Here is a 14,642-nt window from a genome sequence, read left to right as displayed (position 1 = left end):
GTTAGGTCCATTGGAAATCAGAAGCACTGAGTCCATCAGACGTAGCGGCCACCAAGGTGAGTTTCATTTCAGCGACGCCGTTACCGTCTGTGTCGACCAACAGTATATTGGTCGCAGAGTCCCATTTGGCCTGCGCGTCGCCCGTATTGGTGAAAGTACTCACCATGCTGAAGTTGCCATTGCCCAAGCCCTCGAAGACCAGCTTGTCTTGGCCCACCACGAAGTCGGTGATCGTGTCGAAAACGGTCGCGCTGGACTGGGCTGTATCGCGGAACACAAAGTAGTCGGCACCGCTGCCACCAATCAGTGTGTCAGCACCATTGCTGCTGACCAGGGTGTCGTCTCCGCCACCACCATTGAGTGTGGCTCCAATGGTGGACAGGACCATGGTGATGGTGTCGTCCGAGGAGCCACCGAGTACCGTTTCAATTGCGTTGACGGTGACGTTGTTGTTGCCTGTACCGGAAAGCTGCAAAGTGTCCGTGCCGCCTGCCAAGTTGTAGGTCGCGCCGACTGCCGCAGCACCCAAAGTCACGGTGTCATTCCCAGCGCCGGCTACCAGCGTTTCCACGTTGGTGATGGTCAGGCTGTTTGGGCCAGTGGCGGCGAGTGTCAAGCTGTCATTGGACCCACCCAGGTCGATCACCGCGTTGGTGATTGCGCTGGTGAATGTGATTCTGTCGCTTCCACTTCCCCCGTTTACTGTTTCAACCCCAGTGAGCGTGATGGTGTTCACTCCACTTGCTAGGTTCAGTGTGTCACTGCCTGCGTTCAAGTTGATCAAGCCACCAGACAAGGTTGTGGTCAGGGTCACTGTATCGTTGCCCGCAGCCCCGGTAATTGTCTCTACGCCAGAGGCAGTAATGTCATTGTCGAGCGCGCTGGACAACGTTATTTTGTCAATGCCACCGCCGAGATCGAACGTATTGCCTGTTGCCTGCACGGCCATGGTAATGGAGTCTGCACCTGAGTTACCTGTGACGGTCTCGATGGTGTTGCTCATCAGCGTGAACGTGTTGGCGGCGTTGAACAGGCGTAGTTGGTCAACGCCATCGCCAAGATTGAAGTTGGTGGTTCCTATTGCGGCGGCCCCCATGGTGACAATATCGACCCCGGTGCCGCCAGTGATGGTCTCCACGTTCAGGGCCGTGAAGTCGTTGTCATCATTGCTCAATATGAGCGTGTCGTTCAGACTGCCCAAATCTATGCGCGTACCTGTCTGGCCGGCTGCAACTGTGATGATGTCCATACCGCCTGCCCCGACAATGGTTTCGGCATTGGCCACCGTCAGCGTGTTAGTGCCGGAAGCGGCCAAGACCAAACGGTCAATGCCAGCGCCAAGGTCGTAGTTGCCTGCAGTTTGGGCCACGCTCAGGGTGACCACGTCGTTGCCCGTACCGGCCACCAGGGTCTCGACTCCGGTGAGGGTGACCGTGTTGTTGAAGTCTGCCAGCGTCAATTGGTCGCCCGTACCAGCCCCTAGGTTGATGCTGCCGCCCGAGCTGAGGGTGGTGAGGGTGACAGTGTCGTTGGCTGTGCCACCGATCACGGTCTCCACATTGGTCAGTGTGACCACGTTGGCAAAGCTGCCCATGGTCAGCTTGTCAGCACCCGCACCCAAGCTGTAGACATTGCCAGTAGCAATATTGGTCAAGGTGATGGTGTCCACACCGGAGTTGCCAATGAGGGTGTCCACGGTGTTATTGACAGACAAGGTATTGGCTACGTTGAACAAGCGCAAAGTGTTGTTGCCCTCACCTAGGTTGTAGTTGCCGCCTGCAGCTGTAGAACCTAGCGTGATGTCATCTGACCCGGAGTTGCCCACAATGGTTTCTACACCTGTGGCAGTAAGGGTGTTGTCGAAATTCGCCAGTGTCAGGGTGTCCCCTAGCCCAGCGCCCAAGTTGAAATTTCCCGCGGTAACCTGGGTCAGGAATGTCAGCTTGTCGATAGCTGATCCTCCCACTACCGTCTCCACATTGGATACTGCTGTAAGCGTGTTGGCAGCAGCAGCCAGGATCAACTTGTTGTTCCCTCCGCCTAGATCAACACTGCCATTGCTGATGGCGGAGGCCAGCGTGATTGTGTCGTCGGTTGCGTCCGCCACAATGGTCTCGGTGTTGTTGACCGTGACCGTATTGGCGCCGCTATTGGCGGTGAAAGTCAGCACGTCGCCTGTGCCACCGGCCAAGTTCACGATGCCGCCAGTGAAGGCGTTTGTCAATGTCACCACATCGTTGCCCGTGCTGCCCACTACGGTTTCAATATTGGACAGCGTTACCGTATTGCCGTTGCCGGCCAAGGTCAGGTAGTCAGAACCTGCGCCCAAGTCAAAGCTGCGACCCGACACTGCGGCACTGAGTGTGATGCGGTCGATGGCGGCTCCGGCCATCAGGGTTTCGATGTCCGTGTTCAACACCAAGGTGTTGGTGCCAGTGGTGGCCAGTACCAGCGTATCAGCAGTACCTGCGCCCAGCGAAATACTGACGCCGGAGACGGCTGCTGCCAGCGTCACCGTATCGTCGCCACTGCCACCTACTAGAGTCTCGGTGTTTGCCAAGGTCAGTACGTTGGCATCGGTGCCCGTTGCTTTTAGCACCAGTTTGTCAATGCCGCCTGCCAGATCAAATGTCTGGTTGGTGACCGATGAACCTAAGGTGATCGTGTCTGCGCCAGCATTGGCCACCAAGGTTTCTACATTGCTGAGCGTGAGGGTGTTCACACCGTTGGCCAGTACCAGCCTGTCAGCGCCATCGCCGAGGTCGATGGTTCGACCAGACACAGCGGCAGTCAGGGTAATGCTGTCGTCCAGGGTGCCGCCGATCAGCGACTCAATGCTGCCGTTCAGTGTGAGGGTGTTGGCTGCATCCGCCAGTTGCAAGGTATCGTTGCCCAAGCCCAAGTCAATACTGGCGCCCGACACTGCGGTCGTCAGCGTGACGATGTCGGCACCCGATCCACCCACCAAGGTTTCGATGTTGCTCAGGGTCAAGGTGTTGCCGGCACCATGGGCAAGAGTCAGTTTGTCAATCCCGTTGCCCAGGTCGACGGTGGCGCCCGAAATGATGGCGCTGAGGGTGATGGTGTCTGCCCCTGTGCCTCCCGTCAGTGATTCCACGCCACTCAGTCTGAGGGTGTTCAGACCGTCGGCCAGTGTCAGCACGTCAGCTCCAGCGCCCAGGTTGTAGACGCCGGCGCTTTGGGCTGCTGTCAGTGTGACCAGATCAGCCCCTGTGCTGCCGGTGAGTGTTTCCACGCCGCTTGCGGTGACAGTGTTGCCGGCGCCAGCAAGCGTCAGCGCATCAGCGCCAGCTCCCAAGTTGAACACATTGTCGGACACAGCCTCACTCAGTGTGATGGAGTCTGCCCCGGAATTGCCCGTGACGGTTTCTATGTCACTTGCAAGGGTCAGTGTGTTCACGCCATTGGCAAGGGTCAGGCTGTCCGTACCGCTGCCCAGCACGATGCTCAGTCCGGTGCCAGACAGGGCGCTCGTCAGCGTGACGGTGTCATTGCCGTCGTTGCCGACGATGGTTTCCGTACCGCCTACGCTGAGGGTGTTGTTGCCGCTGTTGTTCAGCGTGATCTTGTCGCCTGCGCCCGCACCCAAGTTAAATACCGCATTGTCGGCTAGGGTATCCAACACTACGGTGTCCGCACCAGACCCGCCGACCAACGATTCGATATTGGAAACAGTGACGGAATTTGCTGCCGTGCCGGTTGCCAGTAGCCGCAAGGTATCCGTTCCGGCGCCCAAGTCGTAAATCCCACCTGTGACGGCTGCAGTCAAGGTAATGGCGTCTGCCAGTGTGCCGCCAACCAGCGATTCAATACTGCTGTCGATGGAAAGCGTATTGTTGAAGTCGGCCAGGGTCAAGACGTCTGCGCCGGCACCCAGGCTGATGTTCGCGCCTGATGCCGCGGCCAACATGGTGACATTGTCTGCACCCGTACCGCCAACCACGGTTTCAATGTTTCCTAAAGTGACGGTATTGGCCCCATTTGCCAAGGTCAGTTTGTCAATGCCCGATCCCAAATCGAAGGTGCGCCCACTGACAGCGGTTGTCAACGTGATGGTATCCACCCCAGAATTGCCAACCAATGTCTCGATGTCTCCACCGATAGACAAGGTGTTGGCGGCATTGGCCAGGCGCAGTACGTCGTTGCCATCACCCAGGCTAAAGCTGCCAGATGTGACCCCAGCGCCGAGAGTGATGTCATCGTCACCGCTATTGCCGGTGATGTTTTCGATGTTCTGCGTGGTCAGGGTGTTGTTGAAGTTGCCCAGCACCAGGGTGTCGTTGCCCGCGCCCAAGTTATAGGTGCCTGCAGTGACCGCTGTAGCCAAGGTGACCGAATCTGCCCCCGATCCGCCCACCAGATTTTCAATGTTGGACAGGGTGACGGTGTTGGCTCCCGTGCCGCTGGCCATCAAGGTCAGGGTGTCGGTGCCGTCGCCCAGGTCGTAGTTAAAGCCGGTAACAGTGCTGGTGAGGGTGATGCTATCGTTTGCAGTGCCTCCCACCAAGCTTTCGATGCTGTTGTCAATCGACAGGGTGTTGTTGAAGTCCGCCAGTGTCAGCACGTCACCAGTGCCTGCACCCAGAGCCACAGAGCCGCCAGCGATGGCGGTTGCCAGCGTTACCAAGTCGTTGCCCGAATTGCCCACAATGGTTTCGACATTGGACACGGTGATCGTGTTGGCGCCGTTGGCCAGGGTGATCTTGTCACTGCCGGCGCCCAAGTCAATGGATCCACCTGTGACCACGCTGTTAAACACGAGTGTGTCGGCACCGGTGCCGCCCACAATGGTTTCAATGTTTGCCACAGTCAGGTTGTTCACGCCGTCGGCCAACTGCAGGGTGTCGGTTCCGTCTGCCAAGTCGTAGCTGTGACCACTGACCGCACTGCTCAGAGTGATCGTGTCCGCGGCGGAGTCTCCTACCAAGGATTCGATGGAACCATTCAGTGTGAGGGTGTTTGCAGCTAGGCCTGAGAGGTTCAGGCGGTCCGCTCCGGTGCCCAGGTCGTAAACATTGCCGCTTACACCGCCATCGAGGGTGATGGTGTCTGCACCGGAATTGCCCAAAATACTTTCTACCGTGCTGCTCGCGGTGAAGGTGTTGGTTCCCGAAGCAAGGTTCAGTGTGTCGATGCCTGCGCCCAAGCTGTAGCTACCGGCGCTAATGGCTCCGCTGAAGGTCACGGTGTCGGCGCCAATGCCCCCCGTGATGGTTTCCACCGTGTTGAATGCCGTAATGGTGTTTACCCCGTCCGCCAGGGTCAGCGCGTCTGCGCCCGCGCCCAGGTCGATGGTGCCGCCGGTCAAGGTTGTCAGCAAGGTGATCGAGTCCGCACCACTGCCCCCCGTGACACTCTCTACATTGGATGCTGTGATGGTGTTGCCGCCATCTGCCAGGTAGAGTTTGTCAACACCGGCAGCCAAATCCAAAGTGGCGCCGCTGATGGCGGCCGCCAAGGTAATGATGTCTGCTCCGGCATTGCCAGTGACAGATTCCACGCCAGTCAAGGTCATGGTGTTGCCGCCGGCTGCCAACGTCAGGCTGTCTGCGCCAGCGCCGAGGTTGACCGAGGCGCCGAATGGGCTGGCACTGGACAGTGTGATGGTGTCATCACCAGAGCCGCTGGTGGTAAGGGTTTCCACACCATCCACCGTGGCAACGTTGGCCCCCGCAGCCAGTGTCAGCGCATCGCTGCCACCGCCCAGATTCACACTGCCGCCGGTCAAAATGGTACTCAGGGTGATGTTGTCGTTGGCACCTGCTCCAACCAGGGACTCCACATCGCTCACGGTGAGGGTGTTGTTACCAGCGCCGGAAAGCGTCAAGGTATCGTTTCCGCCCGCCATGGCAATGTTGGCACCATTGACTGCCGCCCCCAAAGTGATGTCCTCATCACCAGCAGAGCCCGTGATGGACTCCACAGACGACGCAGTCAGGATGTTGGTTCCGTTGGCCAGTGTCAAACTGTCTGCGCCGCCAGACAGGTCAAACACAGCGCCAGACACCGCTTGGGTCAATGTAATGGCATCTGCCGCTGTGCCGCCGTTGATACGTTCCACGCTTGCATCCAGGGTTAGCGTGTTATTGCCACTGGATGCCAGATTCAGGGTGTCCGTACCTGCCCCCAGGTTGAACGTGCCACTGCTTTGTGCAGCGCCCAGGGTGATAGTGTCAGCACCGGTTCCGCCGGTAATGGTTTCAATATTGGTGGCGGTCAGATTGTTGGTGCCGTTTTTCAGCACCAGTTGGTCCGTACCGTCGCCCAAATCAATATTGCCCCCCGCGACCACAGTGTTCAATGTGACCACATCGGCACCACTGTCACCCACAATGGTTTCCACGTTGCTGGTAGTGACAGTGTTGGCACCGTTGGCCAGGGTGAGTTTGTCGCCGATGCTGCCGCCCAAGTCAATTTGGGCACCGCTGATGGCTGCACCCAGTGTGACATTGTCAACCCCCGTGCCGCCCGTAATGCTCTCCACATCAGAGGCTGTCAGCGTGTTGCTTCCGTTGGCCAAGGTCAGTCGGTCTGCACCATCGCCCAGGCTGTAGATGGCACCGCTGACGGTCGTGGTGAGCGTAATCGCGTCCGCGCCCGTTCCGCCTGTGACTGTTTCCACGGTGCCATTCAACGACAGGGTGTTGGCGCCATCCGCCAGCACCACGCGGTCGCCGGTGCCAGCGCCCAGATCCACGGTCACACCGCTGACAGCAGCACTGAAGCGCACGGTGTCATTGGCGCCTGCGCCACTGATGGTTTCGATGGCATTGACGGTCAAATCGTTGGCACCTGCGCCCGACAAAATAATGCGATCACCCGCACCAGCGCCAAGGTCGTAGGTCTGGCCCGTAACGGCACCGCCTAGCGTCACGATGTCATCCCCCGCGCTGCCAATCAGACTCTCAATGGTGGTGGCAACGGTCAGTGTGTTGCCGCTGGCCCCAAGGGTTAGGGTATCGCTACCGGTTCCAAGGTCTACACTGCCACCGGATACGCTGGTGGCCAATGTGATGGCATCGTCACCACTGCCGGTGGCGGTGATGGTTTCCACATTGCTCAAGGTCAGGGTATTGCCGCCCGCTGCCAGGGTTAGGGAATCGCTGCCCGCGCCCAGGTCAATGCTGCCGGCCGTCAGAGCCGCACCAAGTACCACGCTGTCGTTGGACGAACCACCGGTGATGGTTTCAATGTCGGTCGCAGTCAGGCTGTTGGCTGCCGCGCCAGACAGGGTCAGGCTGTCAGCGCCAGCGCCCAGGCTGTAACTACCGCCCGTGACCGCCGTGGTCAGAGTGAGGGCGTCGGCCAGTGTGCCGCCGGTCACACTTTCGATGCCACTCAGGGTCAAAGTGTTGGCGATGTTGGTCAGCGTGAGCGTGTCGCTGCCCGTGCCGCCGCTCACCGATTCGGTGTTGCTGATGGTGAGGGTGTTGGTGCCGTTGGCCAGCACCAGGCGGTCACTGCCGTCGGCCAAGTTGACGGTGGCGCCAGTGACGGCACTGCCCAGGGTGACCAAGTCAGCACCGGAGTCGCCGGTGATGGTTTCTGCACCTGTGACGGTCACTGTGTTGGCGCCGTTGGCCAAAGTAAGGGTGTCGGTGCCTGTGCCCAGGTTCACCACAGCGCCCAAAACGGCCGCGCCCAGGGTGACGTTGTCATCGCCTGTACCGCCAGCCAGCGTTTCCACACCGCTGACGGTAAACGTGCCGCCGGAGTTGGACAAGTTCAAAGTGTCGGTCGCCGCGCCCAGATCGATCGTGGCCGCCGTGCTGCCAGTGCCGAGGGTGAGGGTGTCTGCTCCAGTGCCACCAGTGATGCTTTCTACGTCGGTGACGGTCAGCACGTTGACACCGTTGGCCAGTACCAGGGTGTCGGTGCCTGCGTTCAGATCGATGCTGGCACCCGACAGGGCGCCGCCCAAGGTGACGGTGTCGTCGCCCGTGCCGCCCACAATGCTTTCCACTTGCAGGGTTGTGACCGCGTTGGTGCCATCGGCCAGGGTCAGGGTGTCTGTGCCCGCGCCCAGGTTGACCGTGGTGTCGGTGATGGCAGTGCCAAAGGTCACGGTGTCGGCGGCGGTGCCGCCGTTGACGGTTTCCACATTCGAGATCGTCAGGGTGTTGGCGCCGTTGGCCAGGTTCAGGGTGTCGTTCCCACCGTTGAGGTTGATCGAACCTGAAACGGCATCGGTGAGGGTGACCGTGTCTGCACCTGCATCACCCACTACGGTTTCCACGCCAGTGAGGGTTAGCACGTTCACATCGTTGAACAGAGTCAGCGTGTCCGTACCGGCGCCGAGGTTGATGTTGCCACCACTCACGCCGGAGCCGAGGGTCAACGTGTCGGCACCACTGTTGCCGGTGATGGTTTCTACGTTGCTGACCGTCAAGGTGTTGGCACCGTTGGCCAGAATCAGCGTGTCTGCGCCAGCGCCCAGATTGGCATCCAGTGCGGTCACTGCCGTGGCCAGTGTCACGGTGTCGGCGCCAGAGTCACCCACCAGGGTTTCCACCCCGGTAATGGTCAGGCTGTTGGGCGAGTCAAACAAAGTCAGGGTGTCGGTGCCAGCGCCCAAGTTGATCTGGCCATTGGTAATGCTGTTGCCCAGTGCCACCGTGTCGTTGGCGCCCAGGCCAACAACAGACTCGGTGTTTTTCACGATGACGTTGTTATCGCCGGCCGCACTCAGGTTGATTTGGTCGGTAGTGCCTGCGCCCAGGTCATACACACCAAAAGAGCTGGCATCGGCCAAGCTCAGGGTGTCGTTACCAGTGCCGCCCACCACGGTTTCAACGCCAGTGGTGGTCAGGGTGTTGGCGCCATTGGCCAAAATCACCTTGTCAGCAGAGCCGGTGCCCAGGTCAATCTGGCCCGCCGTCAGGGTGGTGGTGTAGGTGAGTTGGTCTACACCGGTACCACCGGTGACGGACTCGATGTTGGACAAGGTTAGCGAGTTGCTGCCGTTGGCCAGGCTCAGACTGTCGGCGCCCACACCCAAGTCCACCCGCATATTGGAGACCGCCGCACTCAGCACAATCGTGTCGTCGCCAGAGCCCGACGTTAGCGTTTCCACGCTGTTACCCAGTGTCAGGGTGTTGTTGCCAGTGGCAGACAAGGTGAGCTGGTCGTTGGAGCCTGCACCCAGGTCATAGCTGCCGGTGCTGACCGCTGCACTCAGGGTGATGTTGTCGTTGCCGTTGCTGCCCACCAGCGTTTCAATGGTGGTGTCCAGCGTCAGGGTGGAGGCTGCGCCCAGGGTCAGGGTGTCGGTGCCAGCGCCCAGCGAAACCGTGCCGCCGGTGACGGCTGCCGCCAGAGTCACGTTGTCATCGCCCGTGCCGCCAGTGACGGACTCCACTCCGCTGAGCGTGACCGTATTGGCTGCACCGTCGGCCAAGATCAGGCGGTCTGCGCCGCCATTGAGGTTGATGGTGGCACCTGTGACGACGGCACCCAGGGTGACGGTGTCGTTCAGGTTGCCGCCGCTGATGCTTTCAATGTCAGTGGCGGTGAGGGTGTTGTTGCCTGCACCAGACAGGGTTAGGCTGTCCGCGCCGGTACCCAATGCGTACAAGTTGCCAGTGACCGCCGCCGTGAGGGTGATGGCATCTGCGCCTGTGCCACCGACCACGGTTTCCACGCTGGCGTTGAGGGACAGGGTGTTGGTGCCGTCGGCGAGGGTGATTTTGTCCTGGGTGCCTGCACCCAAGTCAATGGCGGTGCCCGAGACAGCGGCCGTGAACGTCACCGCGTCGTTGGCGGTGCCGCCCACCAGGCTTTCGATACCGATGGCGGTGATGGCGTTGTCACCCGCGCTGGAGAGGGTCAGGCGGTCTGCGCCGCTGCCCAGGTCGTAGGTCAGGCCGGTAACGGCACTGCCGACCGTAATCAGATCATTGCCCGAACCGCCCACCAGGGTTTCCACCGTACCACTGACGGTAAGGGTGTTGCCACCCGCTGCCAAGTTCAAGGTGTCATTGCCCGCTGCCAGGTCAAAGTTGCCGCCACTCACACTGGCGCCCAGCGTGACGACATCGTCACCGGTGCTGCCCGCAATGGTTTCCACGGCGGATACGGTCAGGGTGCTGCCGTTGCCTGCGAGGGTGAGCGTGTCGGTGGCGCCACCGCCCACCACACTTTCCACGCCGGTGACGGTCAGGTTGTTGGCGCCGCTGGCCAGGGTGATGGTGTCGGTGCCGCCTGCCAGGTCATAGCTGGCGCCGCTGACGGCGGTGCTCAGGGTGACGGCGTCATTCAGTGTGCCGCCCGTCAGGGTTTCAATGCTGCTGACGGTCAGGGTGTTGGCAATATTGGTCAGGGACAGCGAATCGTTGCCCGTATTGCCGACCACGGTTTCCACGCCGCTCACGGTCAGTGCGTTGGTGGTGTTGGTCAGTACCACGGTGTCCCCGGCATTGCCGCCAACCACGGTTTCCACACCCACAGCCGTGACCGTGTTGCTGCCGTTGGCCAGTGTCAGTACGTCGCCGGTGTCTCCAGCCAGGTTGACCGTGGCGCCACTGATCGCTGCACCCAGGGTTACCAGGTCTGCACCAGCGCCGCCGGTGATGGATTCGGTGCCGGACACGGTGAAGGTGCCGCCCGCTGCGGCCAGGTTCAAGGCATCGGCGCCAGCGCCCAGGTCGACCGTTGCAACTGTCGAGCCCGCGCCCAAGGTAACCGTGTCAGCGCCTGTGCCGCCCAAGATGGATTCGATATTGGTGGCGGTGATGGCGTTGGTGCCATTGGCCAAAATCAGCTCGTCGTTGCCGCCCAGCAAGTCAAAGGTGCCTGCCGCCATGGCGCCACCCAGGGTGATAGTGTCTGCACCCGCATTGCCGGTGATACTTTCTGTCGCGGTGACGGTTAGCGCATTGGTGCCGCTAGCCAGCGTCAGGCTGTCCGCACCCACCCCCAGGTTGACCGTGCCCGCAGCGACCGCAGCACCAAAGGTAACGGTGTCTGCCGCCGAGCTGCCTGTGAAACTCTCCACATTGCTCACTGTGATGGTGTTGGCGCCAGAGCCGTTGCCCAAGGTGACCTGGTCGGACCCGGCGGCAAGGTCATAACTGCCGCCTGTGACCACGTTGGAGAAGGTGATGGCATCTGTGCCACCATCGCCCAGCACCGACTCCACGTTGTTGACGGTAATGGTGTGGTTGCCCAGTGAGAGACTCAGGGTATCGGTGCCCGCGCCGAGGTTGAAAGTGGCGCCGGAGATGCCTGCCCCCAGTGTGACCAGGTCATTGCCGGTGCTGCCGGTCAGGCTCTCGGTACCCGAGACTGTGAGCGTATTGCCGTTGCCCAACAGAACCAGGGCGTCAGAGGCTCCGTCGCCCAGGTCGACGGTGCTGCCGCTGGCCATGGCGTCGGTGATAGTGACCGTATCGGCCCCAGAGTTGCCGACAATCGCTTCAATGCCGGTGGCCGTGACGACGTTGGCGCCGTCGGCCAAATTGAGCTGGTCGCTGCCAGCGCCCAGGTCCACGATGCCACCCGAGATGGCGGCATTGAAGGAGACCGTGTCATCGCCTCCCACGCCCACGATGGTCTCGATGTTGGACACTGCCAGCACGTTGTTGGCGTTGGCCAAGGTGATCTTGTCATTGCCAGCACCGAGGCTGTAGGTGCCGTTGGTGGTCACCGTTGTGAGCGTCAGGGTGTCGTCGCCGGTGCCGCCGATCACCGTCTCTACATCGGTGGTCGTCAGGGTGTTGGTGCCGTTGGCCAGGGTCAGGCGGTCTGTAGCTCCTTCGGCGAGGTCGAACGCGCCGTTGGTGACGGTTGTGCTCAGCGTGATCTGGTCCGCACCTGAGCCACCCACGATCGACTCCACATTGGAGGCTTGGAAGGAGTTGGAACTGTCGGCCAGGGTCAGGGTATCGGTGCCACCGGCTGCATCAATGACCACATTGGTCAGGGCTGCCGAGAAGGTGATGTTGTCAGCGCCTGCGCCGCCAACGACCGTTTCGATGCTGCCGTTCAGCGTCAGGGTGTTGCCGCCAGCGGCCAGGTTCAGTTTGTCGGAGCCTGCGCCCAGGTCGTAGCTGCCCGCACTCACTGCGGCGCTCAGCGTCACCGTGTCGTTGCCGTTGCTGCCCACCACGGTTTCGATGGTGCCGTCCAGTGTGAGGGTGGATGCACCGCCCAGTGTTAATTTGTCACCGGTGCCGTCGCCCAGGGTGATGCTGCCGCCCGTGATGCCGCTGGTGAAGGTGATGTCATCGTCGCCACTGCCGCCGGTGATGGTTTCGATGCCAGTGACGGTGGCCGTGTTATCGGCGGTGCCGGTTTGGAGCAGGGTCAGGCTGTCTTGGCCATTGCCCAAATTGAAAGTCCCACCTGTGACCGCAGCCCCCAAGGTAATTGTGTCATTGCCAGTACCGCCCATGACACTTTCAACATTGGACAGCGTCAGGGTGTTGGTACCGCTGGCCAGGGTCAGGACGTCGGCGCCGCTGGCCAGGTCGATGGTTGCGCCAGTGATGGCCGCGCCCAGAGTCACGGTGTCTGCTCCGCTGCCACCCAGAATGCTCTCCACGCCTGTGGCGGTCAGGCTGTTGGTGGCGGTGTCGAACAGAGTCAGCGCGTCGGCGCCAGCACCCAGATTGATGCTGCCCGCAGCAATGGCGGAGCCCAGGGTGATGGTGTCCGCCCCCGAGTTGCCGGCAATGGTTTCGGTGCCCAGCACGGTCAGGGTGTTGACGCCGTTGGCCAGTGTCAGGTTGTCGGTGCCTGCAGCCAGGTCAATGGTGCCGCTGGCCTGCGCTGCACCCAGGGTGATGGCGTCGGCGTCGGCGCCTCCGGTGATGGACTCTGCGCCAGAGATATTGACCGAGTTGCCGCCTGCGGCCATCGTGACTGAGTCTGCGGTCCCGCCAGCCAGATCGATGGTGATGCCGGACGAAGCTGCAGAGAGCGTCAGCGCATCATCGCCAGCGCCGCCGGTAATGGATTCCACGCCTGTTGCAGTGACCGTGTTGCCGCCCGCAGCCAGCGTCAGGCTGTCGGCGCCATTGCCCAAATTCATGGTGGCGCCAGAAATGGCAGCGCCAAAAGTTACCGTGTCGGCACCGGTTCCACCGTTTACCGATTCAGTATCGGTGAGCGTGATGGTGTTGGTGGCGCCCGCCAGCGTGATGGCATCGGCGCCATCGCTCAGGTTGTAGTTGCCGCCTGTGATGGCGGCACCCATGGTGATGGTGTCGGCACCAGAGCCGCCGGTCAGCGTCTCCACGCCGGTCGCGGTAACACTTTGCCCCGCGACATCCGAAGCCAACAGGGTCAGGGTGTCCGTACCAGCGCCCAGGTTGACCACGCCACTGGCCATGGCTTCGCCCAATGTGATGGTGTCTGCGCCCGAATTGCCGGTGATGGTTTCAGTGCCTGACACGGTCAGGGTGTTGGTGCCGTTGGCCAGCGTCAAAGTGTCGGTGCCATCGTTCAGGTCAATGGTGCCGCCGGTTTGGGCCACGCCCAGTGTGATGGTGTCGGCGGCCGAGTCACCCAGGATGCTTTCGATGTTGGACAGAGTCAGGCTGTTGGTACCAGTGCCAAACAAGGTGAGTACATCGGCGCCAGCACCCAGGTTAATGGTCCCGGTCTGGGCTGCACCCAGCGTGATGGTGTCATCGCCGGACCCTGCGGTGGCGATACTTTCTGCCCCCGTGATGGTGGCAACGTTGGCGCCAGCTGCCAAGGTCAGCACGTCCGTACCGGCTTTCAGGTCAATAATCCCTGCCGCCGTGATGGCAGAGGAGAGTGTGACGATATCTGCAAGGGTGCCGCCGGTGACGGTCTCCGCGCCCGCAACGGTGATGGTGTTGGTGCCGTTGGCCAAGGTGATGGCATCGGCCCCAGCGCCCAAATCAAAGCTACCAGACGTTACGACGCTGGACAAAATCAAGGCATCATCACCAGCGCCAAGGCTGACGCTTGCAGAGCCAATGGAGCCTCCCAAGGCAACCGTATCTGCGCCAGTGCCGCCTACGACGGTTTCTACGCTGTTCAGTGTGATGTTGTTGGTGCCGTCTGCCAGGGTGACTTTGTCTGTGCCCCCGCCTGCATTGATGGTGGATCCGGAGGTCGCTACGCCCAGCGTCAGCGTGTCAGCCAGCGTGCCGCCCGTCACGGTCTCGATGTTCGAGATGGTGGCGGTGTTGACGAAATTTCCCAATGTGAGCGAGTCCACCCCCGTGCCAGAGTTCGCCCCTAGGTCGATGGTCGAGTTCAGCGCGCTGCTGATCGTGATCGTATCGTCACCTGTGCCCCCAATGATCGTGTCGATGTTCCCAGGCAGGGTCAGGTTGCTGTCGCCGCCGGAAATGGTGATCGTTGTCATGTCGAGCCTCTCGAAAATTGGGGTCTACTAACTAGCCTAGCCTCGTATGTCTCCCGCTCCATGCGGAATGCACCGGGGCGTTCGGAGGCCCAAGCCCCCGAAACTAACAATTCGGCATCTCATGGTTATTACGGCAGATTTGAAGAAGTCTTTAGGATTTGCCCGCCGAGGCCGATACCGTGGTTCCATTTGGCGCTGCTGAACCACTGTCGCATCGCGTTGGGCGACAGGAGGTGCAGATGCGAATAGGCATCAAATCGGGTTTTAGGCCTTATGGAAT

1 protein-coding gene is annotated in these 14,642 nt (G+C 60.8%); it reads right to left on the bottom strand.

Annotated elements, in window-relative coordinates; genetic code table 11:
- Position 1: 1 nt before the first annotated feature.
- Complete coding sequence (locus tag U5O12_RS07925; protein WP_322578108.1) at positions 2-14,362, bottom strand: M10 family metallopeptidase C-terminal domain-containing protein; 14,361 nt, start codon at positions 14,360-14,362, stop codon at positions 2-4.
- Between the last annotated feature and the right edge of the window lie 280 nt (positions 14,363-14,642).

Origin of the sequence: Rhodoferax sp., assembly GCF_034519335.1 — a bacterium.
GTDB lineage: Bacteria > Pseudomonadota > Gammaproteobacteria > Burkholderiales > Burkholderiaceae_C > Allorhodoferax.
This window is presented reverse-complemented; position numbering and strand designations above follow the sequence as displayed.